Origin of the sequence: Ferrimonas sp., assembly GCF_048263965.1 — a bacterium.
Classification (GTDB): domain Bacteria; phylum Pseudomonadota; class Gammaproteobacteria; order Enterobacterales; family Shewanellaceae; genus Ferrimonas.
In genome coordinates this window covers 91,870-113,450 of record NZ_JBLXDO010000007.1, presented here as the reverse complement: position 1 = coordinate 113,450, position 21,581 = coordinate 91,870, and the positions used below count along the sequence as shown (strand labels likewise).

Genomic DNA, 21,581 nt, shown 5'->3' with positions numbered 1-21,581 from the left:
TGAACCAGTTCACACTTTGCCGGAGCACTTCAAACAGCCCTTGAGCATTCCCGAGTATTTCACTAAAGTATAACTGTCATTTTGAATGCATCTTTAGAGTTTGAGTTAGCACCCGCTCTGAGGAAGTCCCAAGGTGACACCCAATTTCGCAGGTGACCCTATGCTCAATATCGATGATCCCAACTTCAAAGACCCGACTCCGGCACTGTTCCGGCTTGGATTCCGCCCCATGTTCCTGGCCGGTGCCGCCGCTGCGGCCCTGTTGATTCCGCTGTGGCTGCTGGTCTGGTACCTGCCGGGTCAATCGCCGATTCTCAGCCCCAGCTTCTTTAGTCCGGTGATCCCCATCTGGTGGCACCCCCATGAGATGCTGTTTGGGTTCGCCATGGCCATCGTGGCCGGGTTCCTGCTAACCGCCACCCAGAACTGGACCAATCAACCTGGCCTTAAAGGTTGGCCCCTGGCGCTGGTTTTCTTCCTGTGGCTGCTGGCTCGGGTCAGCCTGATGCTGCCTACTGCCATTCCCCTGTGGTTGCCCGCCCTGGCTGACACCGGTTTTCTGCTGATCACCGCCGGTAAAATTGGCCACTCCATCATCAAGGTTCACCAATGGCGCAACCTGGGTTTCCCCCTGCTGCTGCTGCTAGCCACGGGTGCCAATCTCTACAGCTACTATGCCCTCTATCAGAGAGACATGGTGCTCTCCTCCACCCTGTGGCAGGCGATGATCTGGTGGATGGCCTTGATGATCACCTTTGTGGGCGGACGGGTGGTGCCCTTTTTCACCGCCATCCGCATCAAGAGGGGCAAGCCCTCTCCCCTGCCCTATCTGGACTGGCCGCTGTTTATCGCCCTGGCTATCCTGGCCATCAACTCGGTCACCCACACCCTGAGCGGCGTAGCCCTCCAGGGGCTGCTGGTGGTTGCCGGTACCCTGCAACTGGTTCGCCAGGCCCGCTGGTTCCCCCACAAGACCCTGAAGGAGCCCATGTTGTGGTCGCTGCACCTGAGCTACCTGTGTATCGCCTTGGCGCTGCTGGGTATGGCTCTGTTCCTGGACAACCCGCACATTGAGCGGCAAATGCTGCATCTGGTGGGTGTAGGCGCCATCGGTGGCATGTGCCTGTCGATGATCTCCCGGGTTTCCCTGGGTCATACCGGTCGCAACATCTACGCAGGCCCGGCCATGGCGCCTGGTTTCGTGATGATCCTGGCCGCGGCCCTGGTGCGCGCCTTTGGTCCCATCCTCTGGCCAGAGAACACCATCATCTGGCACTGGCTGGCCGCCAGCCTGTGGACCGCAGCCTTCGGCCTGTTCCTGTGGCACTATACCGGCATGCTGAGCAAACCCAGACTGGACGGACGCCCCGGGTAAGCTAAGGGGGTGCAGGCGAGGCCTGTACCCTCAACTAAATTTACAGATAATCACAACAAGACAACGAGACCCCCATGCGCATCATGACTCCCCTGCTGCTGTCGGCCCTGAGCTTTAGCCTGCACGCCGCCGACGCCGTGCCCAATAGCTTCTGGAAGGAGCGCTCTCCCCTGGAGTACCAGTCCTGGCAGACCACAGAGAACCAGGGCGAACGCGAAGATATGCTGGCTCAGCGCCCCCAACTGGTAGTGCTCTGGGCAGGCAGTGCCTATGCCAAAGAGTTCCACAGCCCAAGGGGCCATCGCTTCGCCATCTCTGATGTGGCGCAAACCCTGAGAACCGGGGTGGCCCCTGCGGAAGGTCAGAAGGGGATGTCCGCCAGTTGCTGGACCTGTAAGGGACCAGACGTACCCAGGATGATGGCCAAGCTGGGCGAAGAGGGGTTCTCCGGCAAGAACTTTACCGATCTGGGCGCCGAAATGGGCAACACCGTCGGTTGCAGCGACTGCCATGAGTCCGACTCTACCAAGCTGACCCTGAGTCGGCCCCACGCCCAGAAGGCAATGGCCAAGGTCAGCCTGCCCTTCAATGAGCAGAATGCCGCCATGCAGGGTGCCCAGACCTGTGGCCAATGTCATGTCACCTACTACTTCCAGCCCGAAGCCAGCAACAAGGTCAACATCCCCTGGATCTTTGGCAGCACTGCGGACGACATTGAACGCTATTACGACACTCGTCGTTTCTTCGAGTGGTCCCACCCCATCTCCCGCACACCGATGCTCAAGGCCAGACACCCCGAGTTCGAGCACTGGAGCCGCAGCCACCACGCCAAAGAGGGCGCCACCTGCATCACCTGCCACATGCCTCAGGAGCAGGGTGACAACGGCCAGAGCTTCAGTGAACACAGGGTAGGCAACGCCCTGGAGCGTTTCGACCAGGCCTGTGCCGGCTGTCACGACAGCAAGGCGGGCGTGGAAGCGGCGCTGAGAGTCAACAAAGAGAAGATCGATGCGCTGCGTACCGAGGTGGAGTTGCTGCTGGTCAAGGCTCACTACGAAGCCAAGGCGGCCTGGGATGCCGGCGCCGAATGGTACTTTATGGATGAGCCGTTGATGAGCATCCGCCACAGCCAGTGGCGATGGGATTTTGCCGTCTCCTCCCATGGCCTGTATGCCCACAACCCCAAAGAGGGGATGGAGCTGCTGACCACCGCCCTGGCCCAGGCCAAACAGGCGCGGGCTCAGCTCGGCGAGATTCTGCTTCGCCTCAAGGTGGAGACGGTGACCTATCCGGATCTCTCCAGTAAAGAGGCAGTTCAGGCTGCCGTAGGCCTGGATATGGACAAACTGACCGCCGAGAAGAAAGCCTTCATCGACTCAGAGATCAAGAAACACTGGCCGGAAGCGGCCAGCCGATTGCCTCACGAGTAAGAGATCAGCAGTGGCAGCGCCTGAGCCAGGCGTTGCCACTGACTCTCATCCAAGGGCAGACCAAACCTCAGTCCATCCCCCTCATCGGTCAGCCGCACCAATATCCCCTCCCGACACAACTGTCTGTGCCAAATCGCCGCCCGCGGGTGGTAGAGGGTCTGAAACAGTCCGGTACCACAGAGTCTGCCCCCCAGGGACTTCAGCTGCCGGTTCAAACGATTCGACGCCGCCATCAACCGCTCAGTCTGCTCAACCTGCCACCTCTTGTCTTCCAAAGCGCGGCGACAAGCGATGCGGCTGGGCCCGGCCAGGGTCCAGGGCCCCAGCTCATCGGTCAGCTGTGCCAACAGACAGGGCTCGGCCAGGACAAAGCCGGCCCGTATGCCTGCCAGACCAAAGAACTTGCCGATGGAGCGCAGCACCACCAGACCAGGCAAAGGACACAGCTTTGACAGGCTCTGGGCCGGTTCCACATCGGCAAACGCCTCATCCACCAGCAGCAGGCCGTGGCGACTCTGCAACTGGTTGTGCCAAGCCAGCAGCGATGCCCGCTCCTGACGCTGTCCGGTGGGATTATTGGGGTTGATCACCACCAGGGCGGCCACCTGGGGATCCAGGGTTTCATCGGGCTGAGAATCATAGTGCACCACCTGCCAACCCGCGCGAAGCCAGGCTTTCTGATGCTCCTTATACCCCACCCTGGGCAGCAGAACTTTGAGGCCGGATTGCCAACGCCCCAGCCCCTCCATGCGCAGACGCCAAAGCTTGGGTATGGCCTGAATCGCCGCCTGGGAGCCGGCCACCGGCAACAGTGACTGGCAGCCGTAATAGTCACGGGCGGCCTCCTCCAAGCCATCTTCACACTCGGGCAGACGGTTCCAGCTGAGCACCGGCATCTCACCGACCGGATAGGTCCAGGGACTGACGCCGGTGGAGAGATCCAACCAGCTGTCGAAGGGGATGCCATACTCCTTCGCCGCCTGACGTAGCCGACCGCCATGATGCAGGCTCGAGGGCGTTATTGGTCTCATCTGAGTCATCACAGGCCTCCCCAAAGCAACAATCCGGTCAGGGCACACAGCCCAGCCCAGGCCCAGGCGCCCCGGTCCACCAGGGTCACCGCACGCTGCACCGACTCTCCGGTCGGTGCCGCCCCCTGCCCCAGCAGGGGCTTCTCACAGCTGTAACCCTCGTACTGGGCGGCGCCGCCCAGAGTCACCTCCAGGGCGGCGGCACCGGCGGCCATTACCGGGCCACCGTTAGGACTGGCGCAGCGCCTCCCCTGCTCACGAGCACAGCGCATGGCTTGGCCGGCCTGGCCCTGCAGGGCGTAGGTGAGTACGGTTAATCGGGCGGGCAGCCAGCCCATAAGATCGTCCAGCCGGGCCGCAGCCCAGCCAAAATTCAGATAGCGGGGGTTCTTATAGCCCCAACGGGCGTCCAGGGTATTGACGATGCGAAACGCCACCGCCCCGGGCACGCCGGCAATCAAAAACCACAGCAGCGCACCAAACACCGCGTCGTTGCCATTTTCCAATACTGATTCCATGGTGGCCGCCGCTACCTGGGTTTCGCTGAGCTGACCGGTTTTACGGCTGACCATGTAGCCTACCCGCTCCCTGGCCAGGGGAAGGTCTTTGGCCTTGAGGGCATCGGCCACCGCCTGGCCATGCTCCCCCAGGCTGCGATTACCCAGCACCAGATAGAGCACCACCACCTGTGCCCACCAGGGTAACGGCCAGAGCAGCAGCAGGCCCAGGGGCAGAAGCAGCAGCACCACCGCCAGTACGCCCCGCTCGGTGTTGGGACGATAGAGACGGCGCTCGAGCCAGGAGATCATTCGGCCCAGCCCCACCAAAGGGTGAAAGCGGCGCGGCTCGCCCAACAGGCGGTCCAGAAGCAGGGCCAGGACGGGGATCATCAGGGTGAGCCAAAGTGGCTGAGGATCTAGCATGGGGATACCAGGGGTCGTTGTTGTTCAATGGCGCTGCCCCACCCTTTCAGTGAGTGCTGGGCCAGCTCGTGCACCAGATGCTGTGGCTCACAGGCCTCCACCAGGGGAAGCAGATTCGCCTCAGTAAAGGGGTGGTGGCCGTCTATGGTGCTGACGTGTTTCAGTGCCACTTCCAGCTGATACCAGAAATCGGCGCAGCCCTTATAGGGTTCGCTGCGCTGTTTTGCCTGCTCGATGTAGTCGCCACTCAGGCTGCAGTTCAGGTGCAGGGTGTGGATCTCCCCAGTGAGATCCAGTCGCTTGAGCTCCTTCACCAACCAGGCGACGCCGTCAGACTCGTTTCTGAGGGCGGTATTGGTGGCCATGCGATGACCGCTGTCGAAACAAAGGCCACAGTTGTCGTAGTTCACCAGTTGACGCAGGGTGTCGTACTCCTGGCGATCGTCCAGGCGGAAGCTGCCCGGCCACCACAGGTTCTCAAACAGCAGTTTGCCCCGGTAGCGGCTCTGGCCCAGGGCGGCATTAAGCAGCTCGGCGCACACCTCCAGGGTCTCACGCCAGTGCCAGGGAAACGCCTGGGTGAACAGATTATCCATGTCACAGGTCACCGGATGAAACACCACGTAGGGGATATCCAGATCCGCGGCCAGGTTAAGCTGATACACATAGGTGTCCACCAGGCACTGGGGGTCCAGTCCGCCGTAGAAGTGCTCCACGGTCTGGCGATCGCCGAAGATCTTAAGCAGCTGCGGCCAATCCTGGCGCCAGAACGGCGTCAATATGGGAAAGAAGGTCAAGTGCAAGCCGCCCGCCAGATCCGCCGGCACACTGGCTGTGGACCAGAGCCCGTGAGGCGCGTATTCGAAGCCATCAAAAGACCAGCGGTTAAGCCACTCTCTGGCCTGGGACCAGTCCTGGAGTAGGTGACCCGGGGCGGGATTGACGGTGATGTTCAGCAGCTGCTTCATCAGAGCCAGCCCTGATTCATCATGGCCACCAGGGCAATGAGGGTGGCGCACTCGGTCAACTGCTGGGTGGCGCCCAGGGTATCGCCGGTATAGCCCTGGATGTGGCGGTGCATCAACCAGGTCATCAGGGCAAAGACACCACTCCACACCAACGCCAACACCGCCGCGGCTTCATAGGGAAGCAGCAGCAACGGCAGCGCCGCGCAGATCATCAACGCCAGTTGGTCGCCAAACCCCGGCTGGTGCTGGCGCTGAGGCGTCTTACTGCCCTCCCCGGTTCGAGCGTAGGACAGTAGCACCGGCACCAACCCGGCCACCGCCCGGCTGCCGGCATGACTCACCAGCAGCGCCACCATGGCCAGTCCCAGGTGCAGCTGAGTCAACGCCACCGCCTTGATGGCCAGGGCGCCTATCAGAGCCAGCACCCCGTAGGTGCCGATCTGGCTGTCCTTCATGATCGCCAGCTTACGATCCCGCTCCCAGCCACCCCAAAAGCCGTCGAAGGTATCCGCCAGCCCATCTTCATGGAAGGCGCCGGTAACCAGCAACAGCAAAACCAACACCAGCACCACCGCCAGAGGCTGACCCAGCCAGGGCGTCAGGACAGACAAAGCCCCTGCCGCTACAGCGCCCAACACCAGGCCGATGAGGGCAAACCAGCGGGCAGAGCGCGCCACACTGTCCGGGTCGAAGGGCACCCAGGAGGGCATCCTCAGCCGGGTCAGAAACCCCAGTGCGGTCAGGATCAGCTTGGGGTTCATGGGTGTTCCCCCAAAAACCAGTTAGCCACCAGAGCCGGCGCCGATGGGAAGTACCAATGCACATAGGAGGCCACCACCCCTCCCTGCCGGTAGACCGGCTCGGCCACTTTCACCCGCCCCGGCTGAGTCGCGGTGGCAATGGGCTCCAGCGGTATGTCGCTGCTGGAGTAGTGGAAGCAGTGACCGTGCAGGGTGAAACCCTGTATTTCGGCGCTGAGCATTCCGATCCCCTGCAGCCGTGGCTGCATCTGGGCGCTGCCGGGTAAAATTCCCAGCATCTCCGTACCCTGCCCCTGTTTGTCGGTCAGATGCTCGAGCAGATAGAGCATGCCGCCACATTCAGCCACCACGGGATGACCGGCACCGGCAAAGTCGCGGATCTGTCGCATTAGAAGGGTATTGGCGGTCAGGGCCGGACCATGAAGCTCGGGGTAACCTCCGGGCAGATAAAGGGCGTGGCACTGGGGCAGTTCATCCTTCAGGGGTGAGAAGTGCACCAGCTCGGCGCCGAGTCTGGTCAGCAGTGCTAGATTGTCCCGGTAGACAAAGGCAAAGGCGGCGTCATCGGCCACGGCGATGGTGCGCCCCAACAGAGGCTGACCCAAAGCCTCCAGCTCAGCGTCTTGCGGTACCGCCTGGAAGCTCACCGGCTCAGGCAGAGGCATGTCACAGCTTTCTCCCAGCTTGGCCGCGGCCACATCGAGCCAGGCGTCCAGGTCGGGCAGTTCTCGGGCCTGCACCAGTCCCAGGTGTCTGTCCGGCAGTGCCAGGCTCTCATCCCGGGGTAGCCAGCCACAGAAGGCGATCTCCTCCGGCAGGCTCTCCTCCAGCATCAAAGCATGGCCAGGGCTACCCACCTTGTTGGCCACCACCCCGAACAGGGTGACGTCCTCGCGATAATGGGCCAGGCCGCTGGCGATGGCGCCAAAGGTCTGAGCCATCTTGGCCGCTGGGATCACCGCCATGGTGGGTACCCCAAACAGGCTGGCCAGATCGGCACTGGAACTGCGGCCGTCGAACATCCCCATCACCCCTTCGATGAGGATCAGGTCGGCTTCGGCGGCAGCCGCGGCCAGATGGCGTCGACAGGCTGCCTCCCCCATCATCCCCAGATCCAGCTGATAGGCGGGCTGGCCACTGGCGACCTCATGGAAGATGGGGTCGATAAAGTCCGGCCCGGTCTTAAATACCCGAACCCTCTTACCCCGGTTGCGCCAGTAACGGGCCATGGCAGCCACCACTGTGGTCTTGCCACTGTCACTGGAGGGGGCGGTCACCAGCAGTGCCGGGCAGCGGTACTGGGTCATGACTGCCACCCCTTTAGTCCGGCAAATACCCGATCGAGATCCAGGTACTGCTCCAGGCAATCCGCGAGGCGATCGATCCCCTGCTCTCGCAAGGCATCCATATCCTGGGCCTGGGAGTGCTGTTCCTCCAGCCCGGCCCAGCGCAGCAGCAGGTTGCAGGCCTGGGGTTCATCGAACAGCCCGTGCAGGTAACCACCGAGTATCTGGTTGCCAGTGTCGATGGCACCGTCGGCCTCACCGGCCAGCACGAAGGGCTGGCTGGCGGTCACCTGACTGCGGCCGGCATGGATCTCGTAGCCGGTCACCGGGGCACTCTCCCCATCCAGAGACAGGCTGCCCTGCACCCGGGTCAGGCGCTTGTCGCCGGTGAGCACGGTGACCAGGTCCAAATAGCCGAGACCATCACTGCTGCCGGGCGCCCCTTCGACGCCATCGGGATCGTCGATGCGCTGACCCAGCATCTGGTAACCGCCGCAGATGCCGATCACCTTGCCACCAAAGCGCAAGTGGCGGGCAATCTGGCGATCCCAGCCCTGATCCCTCAGCGCCTGAAGATCGCCCCTGGTGCTCTTGGAGCCGGGCAGGATGATGAGATCCGCGGCGGGCAGTTCATTGCCCGGGCGCACGAAGGTCAGGTCTACCTTGGGGTGCAACCGCAGGGCATCAAAATCTGTGTGGTTGGAGATGCGCGGCAGTCCGGGCACCACCACCTTGAAACGGGCGTCCTCATCGGTCTGCTGCACATTGATGGCGTCCTCCGCCTCCAGATACAGGCCACGCAGGTAGGGGACCACCCCCAACACCGGCACACCGGTCTTCTGTTCCAACCAGGCCAGGCCGGAATCGAGCAGGCTGGGATCACCGCGGAAACGGTTGATGATAAAGCCTTTGACCCTGGCCTTCTCGGTGTCGGAGAGCAGTTCGAAGGTACCATAGAGATGGGCAAACACTCCGCCGCGATCGATGTCTGCCACGATCACCACAGGGCAGTCGGACGCTTCGGCGAAGCCCATGTTGGCGATGTCATGTTCACGTAGGTTGATCTCCGCCGGGCTGCCAGCCCCCTCAACCAGGCGGGCCTGGTAGCCCTGTCCCAGCTCTTCGAAGGTATCCAGCACCATCTGCATCAGCTTGGGCTTGTTCTCATGGTACTCCCGGGCGTCCATGTCGGTGAGCGCCTTGCCCCGGACAATCACCTGGGCACCGGTATCTGTGTTGGGTTTGAGCAGCACTGGGTTCATCAGAACGCTGGGCTCCAGGCCACAAGCCTGGGCCTGAACCGCCTGGGCTCGGCCAATCTCGCCGCCCTCGGCGGTGACCGCACTGTTGAGCGCCATGTTCTGTGGTTTGAAGGGCGCAACCTTGATCCCCCGCCTCGCCAGAACCCGGCACAAACCGGCAACCATGACACTTTTACCCGCGTCGCTGGTGGTGCCCTGCACCATCAGTTTGAATCCACTCATGCTGTTACCCGAATCGGTTCATATGTTCGATGACGGCCCTGTCCAGCCCGCCGATGATCTCGGCCTGTGACAGGCCCAGTTGCTCTGCCAGCACCAGGCAACCGCCCAGGCCACAGCCCTCCACCACCAATCCCTGTTCATACAGGTTAAGACAGTGATGGCGGCTCTGATTGAAGTCTGTGCTGTTGAGGCGGAGCTGCCACTGCCCGGGCAGATGCCCCAGTACCTTCTCGCCCTCACCGGAGAGCACCCAGCGGGTGGTGTCCACCGACCCGGTCAAGGTGGGGCGGCGTTGGTGGGCCGCCAGCAGCGGCGCCACAAACATCATCCCCCCGGCCAGCCTGGGCAGAGGCAGGCCTTCAGGCCAGTGATACAGGGTCTGATAAACCGACCGCTGAATGGCGTCGTGAAATCTCTCGTTGGCCAGCAGGGTGTCGACACAGAATGCCTGACTGTGCTGGCGATACTCCTGCTCCAGCTGGGAGAGCAGCGCCTGTTTCTGCATAAGCTTGGCGCTGTCCTTGGTGCTGCCCGCCGGAGTCAGCCCCAGCCCGGTCAACAACCTGAGCCATAGGGTGGAGAAGGTGGTGCCGCCAACGCCACACTCGGCCAGGACGCTGATCTGCCCCTGCTCCGCCTGACGCAGCAGTTCCGGCAACAGCTGCTGCTCAATCAGTGCATCGGTATTGGCCTCGATGCCGCCCAAATGGCGGACCGACTCCAGCCAGTCGCTGTGGCCCGGTTTCGGGGTCGCCACACCGAAGTTAAAGCTGCGAAACGCCACCCTGAACCCCTTGGACGCCAGCAGTTGCAGCAGTCCCCGGGTCAGCACCGCCGGACTGATGCCGCCGTTGCCCAACAGGCCTTTGGCGGTCAACGCCGTGGGCGCCGGCGCGTTGGTCAGGGGCGTCAGTGCCTCACCAGAACAGATCAGCTCCGAATCCCGGGTTGGCGTAAGGTGCATCAGGTTCTTGCCCGCTCCGGCGTCGCTCAGGTTATGCAGCTCTGGCAGCTGGGTGGCTGCCCCATTGAGAATATTGAAAACGATGGTTGTTGGCGCGGCGTTCATGGTGCCTCCTGGGGGTTATACAGCTCCACCAGTTGAGGCCACACCTGGCCCTGTTCATCCTGGTACAGGCTCAAAGTGATGCGTGCCGCGTGGCCCAGGGTCACCCGACTGAGATGAGCGTTACCCTGACGGGAGCCTTCCAGCAGCCAGGCCAACACCAGACGCATCACCCCGGCGTGGGTCACCAGCAACAGGTTCTTACCCTTGTGGCGAGTACCATGTTCAAGCAGCGCCTGCTCCACCCGCCGTTGCAGCGACTCGGTGGACTCACCGCCCGGCGGCGTTTCCTGCCAGGGCGCCTGCCAATAGAGTTCGAAAGCGCCGTCGGTGCTTTGCCACAGAGTTTGAAAATCCAGGCCATCCCAGTCGCCAAAATCCAACTCCTGAAACCTGGATTCGGTCTCAACGGGCAGCTGACGCTCCCTTCCCAGGGCCTGGGCGAAATCGGCGCAGCGAGTCAGGGGCGAGGTAATGATGGCATCCACCTTCAGGCCCTGGCAGCTTTGCTGCATCTGCTGCCAGCCAAGGGGGGTCAGGCCAGGATCGGTGCGGCCCAACAACCGGTCCGCCAATTCGGGGCGGCCGTGACGCACCAGGGTCAACACGGTTTTCATCGGCCTGACTCCTTCAATAAGATGGGGTGGCCCGCCTGGCAGAAGGTGACGCTGTCGGCCACCTGAGCGATGGCCTGATGCAGCTCACCGGCTGCGGCAACGAACGCCTGACTCATGGCATCATCGGGGATCAGCCCCTGCCCCACCTCGGTGCTCACCAGCACCACTTCCGCCGCCGACGAAGCCAGGGCAGTGACCAGTTGATCTCGGGCCTGACTGAGATCCGCCTCGGCCATCATCTGATTGGTCAGCCACAGGGTCAGACAGTCGATAAGCAGCAGCTGACCTGCATCGGCCTGGGCAATAAGCTCGGCCAAGGCCAGAGGCTCCTCAATGCATTGCCAGTTGCCGGGACGACGGCTGCGATGCAGCTCAATGCGCTCAGCCATGGAGGGATGACTGCGGGCGGTGGCCACGTAGATCACCTGCCCCGGCCAGTGATAGGCACGCTCCTCCGCCAGGGAAGATTTGCCACTGCGGGCGCCGCCGAGATAGAGATGAATCATTGCACCGACTCCCGGCGCACCTTATCGACCAGCTGGCACACCATGGCCATGCCGTCGAGCACCCGCGGGCCGGTACGGTGAACCAGATCGCCCTGGATCGGGATAACATGCCCCTGCTTGACCGCGGGGATCTCTGGCCAACTGCTCCAGGCCACCGCCTCCTGGTTGCTGTTGCCGTGATACTGGGGTTTAAGTATGAGTTCGGGCATTCGGATCAGCACCTGCTCCATCGCCACCTGGGGGTAGTCGGCAGTGCCGTCGGCAAAGATGTTCATGGCGCCGCAATCGGCGAGGATGCCGTTCATCCAGCCACCGGAGACCGTGGTCAGGGGCTCGGGCCACACCTGATAGAACACCTTCACCGGCTCGCCCTGGCTGTATTGCTGACGCAGTTGTGCCAGTCGAGTGCGAAACGCCTCGGCACTCTTTTGCCCCTGAGCCTCACGGCCGATGGCCATGCCCAAAGATTCGAGCTTGTCGGCCACCTCGTCGACACTGGTGACGCTGCTGTCAAACATGGAAATCCCCAGGGTTTGCAGTCGCTCGATGATGGGGGCCGAGGTGTCTTCAAAGGAGATCACCACCAGTTCCGGCTGCAGCTCCAGCAGACGCTCGAGGTTCATATGATCGTAGCGGCCGATGCGGGGAATCGCCTTGGCCGCTTCCGGGTAATCGGCGTAATCCACCGTCGCCAGGATCTCCTCCCCAGCGCCGAGCTCAAACAGCATCTCCACCGAATGGGGAGAGAGGGCCACCAGGCGCATCGCCTGAGCAGGCAGAGTCAGCACAATCATTAGCAGCGCCAGGACTCTCATGAACACTCCTTCAGTTCCAGGGGCAGACCGGCAAGGGTCAGGGTGACTCTGTCCATCAGGGGGGAGAGGTGCTGCTGCAGCCAGCCACACTCGTCCACGAAGCGACGATTGCCCTCACCCAGGGGCACCACCCCCTGCCCCACCTCGTTTCCGATGAGGATCAGTGGTCCTGGCAGGCCAGGAAGGGCATCGAGCAGTGCCTCTTTGGCCATGGGCCAGTCGCCGCCAAACAACTCATTGGAGAGCCACAGAGTCAGGCAATCCACCATAATCAACGTATTGGGCTGACTGTGTTTCGCCAGCAGATCCCCCAGGTTCCTGGGGGCTTCCAGCAATTGCCAGCTGTTGGGACGACGCGACTGGTGGTGGGCGATACGCTGAGCCATCTCCTGGCCCTCGGCGGTAGCGGTGGCGATCACCACCACCTTGCCGTCGGTTTGCTGTTGCCACTCAAGGGCTCGGGCCTGGGCCAGGGCACTCTTGCCAGAGCGGGCGCCGCCGGTGATCAACTGTTTCATGCCAGCCTCCTGCGCCGGTTAACCAACAGAACGATAAAGAAGCAGCTGCCGAGGATGGCGGTCACCACCCCGACCGGCAGTTCCTGATTGCCAAGGAGCTGACGGGCAAGCAGGTCCACCCACACCATCATCACCGCACCGAACGCCGCGGTGGCCACTATGGTGGCTCCGCTGGCCGCACCAATAAGCATCCGTACGATGTGGGGCACCATCAGGCCGACAAAGCCGATGCCGCCACAATAGGCCACCAGGGAGGCAGTAATGAGGGCAGTCAGCAGCAACATGCCCAGACGCAGCGGTGCCACCGCCACCCCCTGGGTATGGGCGCTCTCATCCCCCGCCATCAGGGCCTGCAAAGGCCGCTGAAACTGATGGATGATCACCAGGGACACCAGCACCACCAGCCCGGGGATCCACAGGGTGGCCCAGGTGGCTCGGCTGAAACTGCCCAGACTCCAGAACAGCACCGCCTGAATCGCCTGGCTGTCACCGAAATAGAGCGCCAGATTGGCCAATGAGGAGAGCAGAAATGAGATGGCCACACCGGCCAGGATCAGCCCTTCAACCTGACCGTCTCTGGCCATCACCATCACCACCGCCACGGCGATCAACGATCCCAGGAAGGCGCACAGGGGCAAGCCGAGGCCGGCCACCCCCAGGGTCAGCGCCAGAACCGCGCCCAGGGTGGAGCCGGCGGAGATACCAAACAGATAGGGATCGGCCAGGGGGTTGCGGGTGACGCTCTGAAGCACAGAGCCGGACACCGCCAGGCCGGCACCGCACAGCATGGCCAGCAACACCCGTGGCAGTCGCAGTTCAATGATGATTCGGTCCGACAGCCCCTGGGCCGCCTCACCGGTGAGGGCGCGGCCCACCGCCTGGGCCACATCAAAGGGCGCAATGTCGGCGGAGCCGGTGGCCACGGCCACCAGAGGAGAGATCAGCAGCAGTGGCAGGAGCAGCAGCATCAGCTGCCCGGGTTTAAGCAAGGGCATAGTCGCTATTGTGGTAGTCGTAGGTAATTCTGGGGTGGGTTCCCTGGGGATGGGGGTCGATGCGAGCATCCACGCCGTAGGTCTGGGCGATCTGTTTCTGGGTCAGCACCTGACCTGGCTCCCCATAGGCGGCCAATCGGCCTTGGTGCAGCAGCAACAGGCGATCGCAGTAGGCACTGGCCAGGTTCAGGTCGTGAATGGAGGCCACCACGGTGACCCCAAGGCCGCGAAGCAGCTTGAGGGTGTCAATCTGGTAGCGGATATCCAGGTGGTTTGTGGGTTCATCCAACAGCAACAGTTTGGGCTGCTGCAACAGGGCGCGGGCTATGAGCACCCGCTGACGCTCACCGCCGGAGAGCAGCTCGAAGTGGCGATCGGCCATCTCGGTCAATTGCACCCGCTCCAGCATTTCATCAATCTGAATTCGCTCTTTGCGGCGATCCAGTCTTTGCCACCAGTTGCTTTGGGCCAGCAGGCCTGTGGTCAGAAATTGACGCACGGTCATCGAAAATCCGCTGGGCAGGTGCTGGGTCACCACCGCCACCTCTCGGGCAAACTGGCGGCGACTCATTGTCTGGGTATCTCGGCCCCGCAGCAGCACACGGCCACTGGTGGGGTCGAGGTAACGATAGAGGCAGCGCAGCAAGGTGGACTTGCCGACGCCATTGGGGCCGAGCAGACCCACAAACTCTCCCTGGAATATGTTGAAGCTGATCCCGGAGAGTATGGTTCGGCGCCCATCGCCCCACCCCAGGTTCTCCACCTCCAATTGCAGGGGCGGCTGTGGGGTACGGGGTAGATCGTCAAATGCCTTAAACATGGCGCTGCCTCCGGCGGGCCACCAAGCGGCCCGCGTTTTGGGTTAGAACTGGGTGTAGCTAACGCTCAGGAACCACTCTGTGCCTGGACCATTGTAATTGGCGCTGGTGATGATCTCCTGATCCAACAGGTTATTGGCCTTGAGGCGCACAAACCAGCTTTCAGAGAACTCATACCCCAGGCTCAGGTCAACCTTGTGGTAAGGGTCGAGGTAGTTATCGCCCTTTTCCTTACGCTTGCCCTGATAGTGGTAGTCCAGAGTCAGATCCCACTGGGTCCAGGCGTAAGAAGCAGAGTAGTCAAACTCGTGTTCACTGCGCCCTTCCAGCTGCTCATCCTTCTGCTCATCCTTGGCGTCCAGATAGGTGTAGGCAACTTGGTGGTCCAGGCCGAATGTGGTGAAGTTGACACTCAGCTCCACCCCTTCCAGTTTGGCTTCATCGACGTTGGCTGGCTTATAAATTGCCCAGCCATTGTCATCGGTTTCACCGGTGTCGGCCCATTGAATCAGATCTTCCACGTCGTTGCTGAACACGCTCAGGTAGGCGTTATAGCCGTCGCCGGAGTAGCTCAGAGTCAGATCGGTGTTGTTAGCCGTCTCTGAGCGCAGATCCGGGTTGCCAGATCCTGGCCAGTAGAGATCGTTAAAGCTAGGGGCCTTAAAGGCGGTGCCATGGCCTGCGGTCAGTCGCCAGCCATTGCCGAAACGGTAGGCGGCACTGAGGTTGTAGGAGGTCTCGGAATCGATCTTCTCCACATCGTCGTAGCGCACCACGGCTTCCAGCAGCCAGGCGTCCAGGTCGGCGCGGGCCAGGGCGTAAACACCCAGGATATCGCGCTCATCCTGAGCATAATCACCACGAACGGACTCGTTATAGAAATCCACACCGCCAATCAGGGTCAGCACGTCGCTGGCCAGATACTGGTTGCTCCAGCTCAGCTGCTCGCGGCGGGTCTCGTAGATGCTGTGGTCCGGGCTGCCGTCACGGAAGTTGTCGTTGTAGTCGCGAGCCTGGCCCACTGTCAGCTTGCTGGTGTAATCGCCCTGGTTGTACTGGGCACCCAGGTTCCAATAGAAGTTATCGATGTCTGCCTGGTTGCCGCCATAGGAGCTGTCGTATTCATTGTTGCCGGTGTTGTACTGACCGGTCCAGTTCAACTGCCACTGATTGTTCAGTGTCTGCTCACCATTGATGCCGGCGGTAATGCGATCAAAGCCGTCATCGTCATCTTCGCCGTCACGCTTGGCATCAAAGCCATCGCTCTGCTCGGTAGACAGGGTCAGGCTGGTGCGGCCATCGCCGTGACCTACGCCAACACCTGCCGCCAAACGTTGATAGGCATCACTGCCGACGGCAGCACCTGCATACCACTGCCCCTGATCCAGCTTACGGGTAAAGATCTGGATAACACCGCCGATGGCATCGCTGCCCCAGACGGAGGCGCGAGGACCTTTCACCACCTCGATGCGCTCAATCTGCTCGGGAGAGAGGCTGGAGAAGCTGACCGAACCCAGGGTGGCTGAACTGATGCGAATGCCATCGACCAGCACCAAGACATGATCGGAGTTGGCACCACGAATGCTGATGTTGGCATTCTGGCCCGCACCGCCATTACGGGTCACGCTGACGCCGGGCAGGCGCTCAAGGAGATCGGCCACAGAGGTCGGGCTGATCTTCTCAATCTCAACCCGCTCAATGGTATTGATGATGGTCAGTTGCTGCTCAGGGGCAGAGTCGAAGCGGTCACCGGTGACCACAATGACGTCCTCGGTCGCCGAGGCGGTAAAGGCGGCGCCCAGAGCCAGGGCAACCAGGGAGAAGCGCGTTTTTAAACTCATGGTGTTTCCTTTGAGTTAGAGTTTTAAAAGCGCGGGAATGCTCTCTAGGAGAGGTCGGCGCGATCACCACAGATCGCGCACATACAACAGACGTAAGCCAGATGGGTACGACTCAGAGGGCAAGCCTGTGGCTTACCTTGATACTCCAAATTGTTCGTTCAGGCTATCTGCTCAAGAAACCCGCTTGAGTCAAATCAGCAAACCGAGGTAGGTCTCCTGGCTCTCAGCATCCCAACCCTCTCCTTCCCGGTTTCCCAGTGGCGTCTTGAGGGTCGCTCTGATCACAGTTGCAGGTACAGCCGCGGATTCTCACCGCGTTCCCTGTTATGCGCTGGGGGTAAATCCCGTTCGCACCTTGGTTTGGAGGCATGATAACCATGCCACAGATTGAGATTGTGCCAGAGATCACGGCGCTTTCAAGAGGGAAAAATGTGTGTGAAAACCCACAGTCATTCTTTTGAGTCACTTTTCCATTTGGCCGTATGGATGTCCAAACTAGACACCCCAAGGGTTTGCGACGGCCGCCCTGCTCTGCTGATTCCTCAATTTGTGGCCCAAATTTTTTTCAGATTTTTTTCACTCATTGGGTTTATGCTGGTTATATCGAACAAAAGGAGGTGAAATCTGGCACCTATGAAGAAGTCGATGGGCACAATTGCCCTTCTTTGCAGCGGTCTGGCCTGGGCCGTTCCCGGCAGCGCTCCGCAACCGGATTGGGGCATCGCCATTGGCGTGCGTTACGCGGATATCCCCTACGACACCGAGGTGGATCAGGTAGCGGACATCATGCCGCTGATGTTTTTCCATGGGGATAAGTTCTATCTCCATGGGCTGGAAGCGGGATATCACTTGTGGCAGCAGGAACAACACCAAACCACCCTGCTTAGCCGGTTTCGCTTTTTCGACATCCCCCGGGAGTTTCAGAACGACATCCAGGAAGACAGCTTCGACGTTGGGGGCCGCTACCGTTACATCCCAAGTCCTGGCCACTTCATCGATACCGAGCTTCTCAGTGACAGCCATGGCCGCAGCTATGGCCACCTGCGCTACGGATTTGACCATCAATACGGCGCTTTCACCTTCCAACCCAAGGTGCAACTGGACTGGCGCAGCCGTGAATTTATCGAGCACTACTACGCTCTGAAAACCGGCGGCGGCCGCTCTGACATCGGGATCAGCGCAGGCGTCGACCTCTCCTGGCACCTGATCAGTAACCTTTACTTCATCGGCAAGCTGGAAGGCTCCATGCTCGGAGAAGGCGCAGGCGATCTGCCCACCCTGGACAAACGCTTTACCCTGGAGAGCTATGCAGGCATCGCCTTCTTCCCGAACCCTGACAGCAAGGGAGTGCATTTCACCCGCGACCAGTTCAACGGCCATTACCTGCGAGTGGCTCACGGCTGGGCCACGCCCTCCAATCTGGGGGAGATCCTGGGATTCGACTGGGAGGAGGATCCCTACAACAATCAGCTCACCTCAGTGTTCTACGGCATCCCTCTGACCGACACCTTGTTTGGCCTGCCCATCGACCTCTACTTCACCCCAGGCGCGGTGTACCACCACAGTTCGGAAGTACAAAAGACCACCTATGAGGGCGTTGTGGCAATCAAGGCCTATTACACCATCGACTGGCCACTGCGTTGGCGAATAGGTGTGGCCGAAGGCCTCTCCTACGTCAGCCGCCCCACCTACATCGAGCGCAGTGAGCTGGAGGAAAAGGGGTATCGCCCTTCCAAGCTCATGAACTACTTGGACTTCTCTTTCGATCTGAATCTTGGGGATCTGTTCCAGAGCGCCGCCCTGGAGCAGGTGTGGTTCGGCTGGAGCATCCACCATCGCAGCTCCATTTTTGAGAGCTCCTCTGCCTTTGGACGCATCAAAGGGGGCAGTAACTACAACACCCTCTACCTGCAATGGCACTTCTAGGGTGACCGTTCATTAAAGTTGCTTACGATTTGGTCGATAATAGGACCATGCAACCTAGATGAGGTATCTGCTAATGGAAGTACGTAATCATGGGGCCGAGGTCTCTCAGGTCGCTCGCAACAAGCCCACCGACGGCAGCAATCACGGCAAGGCCGTATCCGAAGTGGCCAGAAGTAAGAGCCCGGCTCAGGCCGCAAAGGCGATGACCAACGCCAATGTCGCGTCTGCCATGGAGGAGGTCAGCCTGAGTGCCGGTCAGGACTCGCTCGCCCTGCTCTATCGCGCCGCCGTGGAAGCCATTGATGAGCACCTGGCCCCGACCCTTGGCGAGAACTCCACCCAGAAAGGGCTGGACGCAGGTATCGACTACTCCCCCGAGGCCACCGCTGATCGAATTGTGGGCTTTGCCACTCAGTTCTTTGAGACCTACCAGGGGCAAAACTCCGGCCTCTCCTTCGATGAGCAGTTGGATGGGTTTATGAGCGTCATTGGCGAAGCGGTCGACAAGGGCATCGATGAAGCCCGCGGCATTCTCGACGGCCTGCAGGTGCTCGATGGTGACATCAAAGACAATGTGGACCTGACCCAGAGCCTGGTGCACGAAGGGCTCCAGGCCTTCAGAGACAGCTTCTCACAGGACGGTGCTACCGGGGAGAGTACCGACAGCTGATCCTGGCAATAGGACCGGAAAGGCCGCCCATTCAGGCGGCCTTTTTCTTGGTAAAAACAACCTCAGGCTGCGGCAGGTTGTTGGCTAGCCAGTCGCTGTTTACGGAACTCCCATAGCTGCACCACGCAGGCGATATTGAGCACCAGGCTCAGCAGCGCCAAGGAGTAAGTCAGCACATCGTTCCTGGGGAAGATCCACAGGTTGCGCTCGTAGAACTCGGTGAAGGTAAAGTAGAACATAAACCAGGCCGCCAGGGTGTAGGCTCTGGCCTGCAGCCAGGTGCCCTCCTTGATGAGCAGCGCCGGAATGGTGGCCGCCACAATCACCATCAGCTGCGCCGAGGCAGACGCGGGAAAGTTCAGATAGACATAAACAAAGTTCCACACGTCGTAGGCGATGATCCACAGGGCGGTCATCTTGGGCCACACCATATCCTTCTGAGGTGAGTCGTCCGCCTTGATCCCTTTCCAGCCGTAATAGCAGGTCAGAATCGACAGCACCCCGGCGACGCCGTTCAGCAGATTGGGGGTAAAGCCCATGGTGAAATCCTGGGCCACCGCTTCGGCGATGTTCAGCGCCAGGAAGCCTACACAAAACAGCTTGGCAAAGGTGTACTTGTGCAGAGGAGTAAAGCGCATCAGCAGGAAGAACACCGACGCTGACACCACGGAGTAGATCTTGGCCCACTTAAACCAGTAGGCGACCCCCTGATAGGGCCAGACGAAGATGGTCAGCAGCAGAGACAAACCGACGAAAAAGGCAAAGCCACTCCACTTCACCAGACGGAACAGCTCATTGAGCGCCACCAGGATGATCAACGTCAGCAGGATGTGGGCCTTGGCCTGGAACTCGTACCAGCGATAGAGGGTAAACTCGGTGTCCTTCTCCATCAGCTTCAGGGACTCCCCAGACACATTGAGGCTGACGGCAATGTTGTCGTGGTCCAGCACCGTCAGGGTGGCCTGATCGAAGTCCTTGATGAGCCCATCACCCACAGGCAGGATGCGAATCTCGTCGCCTACCCGGGTAAAGGGGTGGGTCTCTGCCAGGTCCTCACCATTGAACTTTTTCTCTATGTAGACGGTGCCACCTCGATTGAACTCCATGTGGTAACTCAGTCCGCCGGTGCCGGGCACGCCCTCCAGCAGGATCTGGTAGGTGCCTAGGTCGTAGTTCTCGCGGGTGCCCTGCTCCGGCAATGCGGCAGCCAAAACACTGCCTGCCAACATCCACAGCAGTAACACCCCCATCAAACGATTCAGGTATCTCATAACCCCTCCTCAGGCGCGATGGAAATAGAGATGGGACCAGAAACCACCAATGGATTCCTGGCGCTCCTTGTCGGTAAAGACCCCTTGTGGCGCCGAGGCTGGGTGGCGGAACTTGGTGTCGCAGCCCCCTGTGTACATCTGCCAGTTGTACCAGAACACGTAAGCCACGCTCAGAACCAGATTGATGATGCCCCACCAGGTGGCAAGTTCAGGATTGGCCCAGGCGGATGAGTCCATAAAGGGGAAGACGTCGGTCAGGCCCAACTGAACCACGAAGATCGCCAGGGTGTAGATACGCCCCATGATGTAGAGGTCGTGGCGACCGAACACCGAGTAAAGCTCACAAGCGATGAGAATCGCCAAACCACCGGCAAACTCATCGGGAATGCAGCCAAACAGGAAGGCGGCGTTCCAGGTGGTGTAGAGGAAACACCAGCCCAGGGGGAAGTCCACAATCAGGTCGCCACAGGTTTTGTCCTCGACCCGCCAGAACTTGCCGACGAAGGGGATGGTCAGCACCAGGCAGAAACCGGACAACGCATTCCAGGGGTTGCCCAGTTGCCAATCGTGAATGGAGGCCTCGGTGATGTTGAGGGCGAGAATGAAAAACAGAAACCACAGGGTCCAGGGCTTTTTAAAGATCTCCCAGAACGGACCCTGCTTCTTTTCATAGACGGCGATGCGCATCAGGCTGACCACCACCATGGGCACCAATACGCTGAAGATCTTGGCCCACTCAAACCAGGTATCCCGGTTCTCGGCCCAAAGGGGAAAGGTGCACAGGGAGCCGACGATAAAGGCAAAGCCCAGATAACGATAACGCCGGAACACTTCGGTAAGCGCATAGGTCACGGCGGCGTAGACAAGAATGGAGACGACCAGTGTGAGATTTGAGGGTTCCATACCCTTCTCCTTCAAACATCAAGTGAGCCAGCTGAGCTGGCACGACCGTTCCTTGTTTGGTTTCAACCCCTCACAGTCCAGGCCCCCCCGGACAATCCCCATTGAAGCCGGACCCAGTACCACCAGAGAAGTACACTTCCCCGCTTTACTGCCCCCCAACCTCTGTCTACATGGTTGAAAACCAAAAGAAACAAATTAGAGCATTTACTCTATTTTCAGGATTAAGGTAACACACCGTCACAGGGATGTTGTGAAGCAGATCAAGGTTTTTTGGAAATGGGATACGCAACACCCATACCGTCTCTGGAGGCCGGACACGAGAACAGCGCAGACAGAGAAACGCGCACCTAACGCCCTCTACAGACTCTAAAGCTAAT

At 60.5% G+C, this 21,581-nt stretch carries 20 protein-coding genes and 1 riboswitch; of the genes, 4 read left to right on the top strand and 16 right to left on the bottom strand.

What is annotated here, in order from left to right; genetic code table 11:
- Positions 1-160: 160 nt before the first annotated feature.
- Entirely contained in the window at positions 161-1,375 is a 1,215-nt protein-coding gene (locus ACN0RV_RS08630) for an NnrS family protein (RefSeq protein ID WP_417347228.1), read from the top strand.
- A 74-nt stretch (positions 1,376-1,449) separates the two neighbouring features.
- The gene (locus ACN0RV_RS08625; RefSeq protein WP_417347227.1) at positions 1,450-2,805 is read left to right on the top strand and encodes an ammonia-forming cytochrome c nitrite reductase subunit c552; all 1,356 of its coding nucleotides are present in this window, start codon (positions 1,450-1,452) and stop codon (positions 2,803-2,805) included.
- Here the strand turns inward: ACN0RV_RS08625 and cobD are convergent.
- Genes cobD through ACN0RV_RS08555 form a run of 14 tightly spaced genes read right to left on the bottom strand, consistent with a single transcriptional unit; the run spans position 2,796 to position 16,434 of the window.
- Positions 2,796-3,845, bottom strand: coding sequence for a threonine-phosphate decarboxylase CobD (gene cobD, locus ACN0RV_RS08620; RefSeq protein ID WP_417347226.1), 1,050 nt, complete (start codon positions 3,843-3,845; stop codon positions 2,796-2,798). The two genes, ACN0RV_RS08625 and cobD, sit on opposite strands and share 10 nt — an antisense overlap.
- A complete protein-coding gene (gene cbiB / locus ACN0RV_RS08615) occupies positions 3,845-4,759 on the bottom strand; it encodes an adenosylcobinamide-phosphate synthase CbiB (protein ID WP_417347225.1) in 915 nt (304 codons plus the stop codon). The genes cobD and cbiB overlap by 1 nt, the downstream gene beginning before the upstream one ends.
- Positions 4,753-5,727 (bottom strand): TIM barrel protein, encoded by a 975-nt coding sequence (locus tag ACN0RV_RS08610; protein WP_417347224.1) that lies wholly within the window; start codon positions 5,725-5,727, stop codon positions 4,753-4,755. Before ACN0RV_RS08610 ends, cbiB begins: the two co-directional genes overlap by 7 nt.
- The gene (gene cobS, locus ACN0RV_RS08605; RefSeq protein ID WP_417347223.1) at positions 5,727-6,488 is read right to left on the bottom strand and encodes an adenosylcobinamide-GDP ribazoletransferase; all 762 of its coding nucleotides are present in this window, start codon (positions 6,486-6,488) and stop codon (positions 5,727-5,729) included. The genes ACN0RV_RS08610 and cobS overlap by 1 nt, the downstream gene beginning before the upstream one ends.
- Positions 6,485-7,795 (bottom strand): cobyrinate a,c-diamide synthase, encoded by a 1,311-nt coding sequence (locus tag ACN0RV_RS08600; RefSeq protein ID WP_417347222.1) that lies wholly within the window; start codon positions 7,793-7,795, stop codon positions 6,485-6,487. The genes cobS and ACN0RV_RS08600 overlap by 4 nt, the downstream gene beginning before the upstream one ends.
- Complete coding sequence (locus tag ACN0RV_RS08595; protein ID WP_417347221.1) at positions 7,792-9,258, bottom strand: cobyric acid synthase; 1,467 nt, start codon at positions 9,256-9,258, stop codon at positions 7,792-7,794. The genes ACN0RV_RS08600 and ACN0RV_RS08595 overlap by 4 nt, the downstream gene beginning before the upstream one ends.
- A gap of 4 nt (positions 9,259-9,262) precedes the next feature.
- Positions 9,263-10,327, bottom strand: a complete 1,065-nt coding sequence (locus ACN0RV_RS08590) for a hypothetical protein (protein ID WP_417347220.1) — start codon at positions 10,325-10,327, stop codon at positions 9,263-9,265.
- Entirely contained in the window at positions 10,324-10,941 is a 618-nt protein-coding gene (locus ACN0RV_RS08585) for a histidine phosphatase family protein (RefSeq protein ID WP_417347219.1), read from the bottom strand. The genes ACN0RV_RS08590 and ACN0RV_RS08585 overlap by 4 nt, the downstream gene beginning before the upstream one ends.
- Complete coding sequence (gene cobU, locus ACN0RV_RS08580) at positions 10,938-11,447, bottom strand: bifunctional adenosylcobinamide kinase/adenosylcobinamide-phosphate guanylyltransferase (RefSeq protein WP_417347218.1); 510 nt, start codon at positions 11,445-11,447, stop codon at positions 10,938-10,940. The genes ACN0RV_RS08585 and cobU (ACN0RV_RS08580) overlap by 4 nt, the downstream gene beginning before the upstream one ends.
- Positions 11,444-12,262 (bottom strand): cobalamin-binding protein, encoded by an 819-nt coding sequence (locus ACN0RV_RS08575; RefSeq protein ID WP_417347217.1) that lies wholly within the window; start codon positions 12,260-12,262, stop codon positions 11,444-11,446. Before ACN0RV_RS08575 ends, cobU (ACN0RV_RS08580) begins: the two co-directional genes overlap by 4 nt.
- On the bottom strand, positions 12,259-12,780 hold the full coding sequence (gene cobU, locus ACN0RV_RS08570; protein WP_417347216.1) for a bifunctional adenosylcobinamide kinase/adenosylcobinamide-phosphate guanylyltransferase: 522 nt from the start codon (positions 12,778-12,780) through the stop codon (positions 12,259-12,261). Before cobU (ACN0RV_RS08570) ends, ACN0RV_RS08575 begins: the two co-directional genes overlap by 4 nt.
- On the bottom strand, positions 12,777-13,748 hold the full coding sequence (locus ACN0RV_RS08565) for a FecCD family ABC transporter permease (protein ID WP_417347215.1): 972 nt from the start codon (positions 13,746-13,748) through the stop codon (positions 12,777-12,779). The genes cobU (ACN0RV_RS08570) and ACN0RV_RS08565 overlap by 4 nt, the downstream gene beginning before the upstream one ends.
- A 13-nt stretch (positions 13,749-13,761) precedes the next feature.
- Positions 13,762-14,595, bottom strand: a complete 834-nt coding sequence (locus ACN0RV_RS08560; protein ID WP_417347214.1) for an ABC transporter ATP-binding protein — start codon at positions 14,593-14,595, stop codon at positions 13,762-13,764.
- 42 nt (positions 14,596-14,637) lie between these two features.
- A complete protein-coding gene (locus ACN0RV_RS08555) occupies positions 14,638-16,434 on the bottom strand; it encodes a TonB-dependent receptor domain-containing protein (RefSeq protein WP_417347213.1) in 1,797 nt (598 codons plus the stop codon).
- Between the two features lie 188 nt (positions 16,435-16,622).
- Positions 16,623-16,807: riboswitch (cobalamin riboswitch) on the bottom strand.
- A 272-nt stretch (positions 16,808-17,079) separates the two neighbouring features.
- Here ACN0RV_RS08555 and ACN0RV_RS08550 point away from each other — a divergent pair.
- Both ACN0RV_RS08550 and ACN0RV_RS08545 read left to right on the top strand, forming a co-directional pair.
- Positions 17,080-18,360, top strand: coding sequence for a MipA/OmpV family protein (locus tag ACN0RV_RS08550; protein ID WP_417347212.1), 1,281 nt, complete (start codon positions 17,080-17,082; stop codon positions 18,358-18,360).
- A 73-nt stretch (positions 18,361-18,433) separates the two neighbouring features.
- Entirely contained in the window at positions 18,434-19,030 is a 597-nt protein-coding gene (locus tag ACN0RV_RS08545; protein ID WP_417347211.1) for a DUF5610 domain-containing protein, read from the top strand.
- Positions 19,031-19,092: 62 nt separating this feature from the next.
- Here the strand turns inward: ACN0RV_RS08545 and ACN0RV_RS08540 are convergent, their stop codons facing one another.
- Both ACN0RV_RS08540 and ACN0RV_RS08535 read right to left on the bottom strand, forming a co-directional pair.
- Entirely contained in the window at positions 19,093-20,301 is a 1,209-nt protein-coding gene (locus tag ACN0RV_RS08540) for a DUF5692 family protein (protein ID WP_417347210.1), read from the bottom strand.
- 9 nt (positions 20,302-20,310) lie between these two features.
- Positions 20,311-21,204, bottom strand: a complete 894-nt coding sequence (locus ACN0RV_RS08535; RefSeq protein ID WP_417347209.1) for a DUF5692 family protein — start codon at positions 21,202-21,204, stop codon at positions 20,311-20,313.
- Positions 21,205-21,581 lie beyond the last annotated feature (377 nt).

What these genes read in the sequence shown, in the direction of transcription:
- ACN0RV_RS08630 (WP_417347228.1), top strand. Translation starts at nt 161, where the DNA reads ATGCTCAATATCGATGATCCCAACTTCAAAGACCCGACTCCGGCACTG.
- ACN0RV_RS08625 (WP_417347227.1), top strand. Translation starts at nt 1,450, where the DNA reads ATGCGCATCATGACTCCCCTGCTGCTGTCGGCCCTGAGCTTTAGCCTG.
- cobD (WP_417347226.1), bottom strand. Translation starts at nt 3,845, where the DNA reads ATGACTCAGATGAGACCAATAACGCCCTCGAGCCTGCATCATGGCGGT.
- cbiB (WP_417347225.1), bottom strand. Translation starts at nt 4,759, where the DNA reads ATGCTAGATCCTCAGCCACTTTGGCTCACCCTGATGATCCCCGTCCTG.
- ACN0RV_RS08610 (WP_417347224.1), bottom strand. Translation starts at nt 5,727, where the DNA reads ATGAAGCAGCTGCTGAACATCACCGTCAATCCCGCCCCGGGTCACCTA.
- cobS (WP_417347223.1), bottom strand. Translation starts at nt 6,488, where the DNA reads ATGAACCCCAAGCTGATCCTGACCGCACTGGGGTTTCTGACCCGGCTG.
- ACN0RV_RS08600 (WP_417347222.1), bottom strand. Translation starts at nt 7,795, where the DNA reads ATGACCCAGTACCGCTGCCCGGCACTGCTGGTGACCGCCCCCTCCAGT.
- ACN0RV_RS08595 (WP_417347221.1), bottom strand. Translation starts at nt 9,258, where the DNA reads ATGAGTGGATTCAAACTGATGGTGCAGGGCACCACCAGCGACGCGGGT.
- ACN0RV_RS08590 (WP_417347220.1), bottom strand. Translation starts at nt 10,327, where the DNA reads ATGAACGCCGCGCCAACAACCATCGTTTTCAATATTCTCAATGGGGCA.
- ACN0RV_RS08585 (WP_417347219.1), bottom strand. Translation starts at nt 10,941, where the DNA reads ATGAAAACCGTGTTGACCCTGGTGCGTCACGGCCGCCCCGAATTGGCG.
- cobU (WP_417347218.1), bottom strand. Translation starts at nt 11,447, where the DNA reads ATGATTCATCTCTATCTCGGCGGCGCCCGCAGTGGCAAATCTTCCCTG.
- ACN0RV_RS08575 (WP_417347217.1), bottom strand. Translation starts at nt 12,262, where the DNA reads ATGAGAGTCCTGGCGCTGCTAATGATTGTGCTGACTCTGCCTGCTCAG.
- cobU (WP_417347216.1), bottom strand. Translation starts at nt 12,780, where the DNA reads ATGAAACAGTTGATCACCGGCGGCGCCCGCTCTGGCAAGAGTGCCCTG.
- ACN0RV_RS08565 (WP_417347215.1), bottom strand. Translation starts at nt 13,748, where the DNA reads ATGCTGCTGCTCCTGCCACTGCTGCTGATCTCTCCTCTGGTGGCCGTG.
- ACN0RV_RS08560 (WP_417347214.1), bottom strand. Translation starts at nt 14,595, where the DNA reads ATGTTTAAGGCATTTGACGATCTACCCCGTACCCCACAGCCGCCCCTG.
- ACN0RV_RS08555 (WP_417347213.1), bottom strand. Translation starts at nt 16,434, where the DNA reads ATGAGTTTAAAAACGCGCTTCTCCCTGGTTGCCCTGGCTCTGGGCGCC.
- ACN0RV_RS08550 (WP_417347212.1), top strand. Translation starts at nt 17,080, where the DNA reads ATGGGCACAATTGCCCTTCTTTGCAGCGGTCTGGCCTGGGCCGTTCCC.
- ACN0RV_RS08545 (WP_417347211.1), top strand. Translation starts at nt 18,434, where the DNA reads ATGGAAGTACGTAATCATGGGGCCGAGGTCTCTCAGGTCGCTCGCAAC.
- ACN0RV_RS08540 (WP_417347210.1), bottom strand. Translation starts at nt 20,301, where the DNA reads ATGAGATACCTGAATCGTTTGATGGGGGTGTTACTGCTGTGGATGTTG.
- ACN0RV_RS08535 (WP_417347209.1), bottom strand. Translation starts at nt 21,204, where the DNA reads ATGGAACCCTCAAATCTCACACTGGTCGTCTCCATTCTTGTCTACGCC.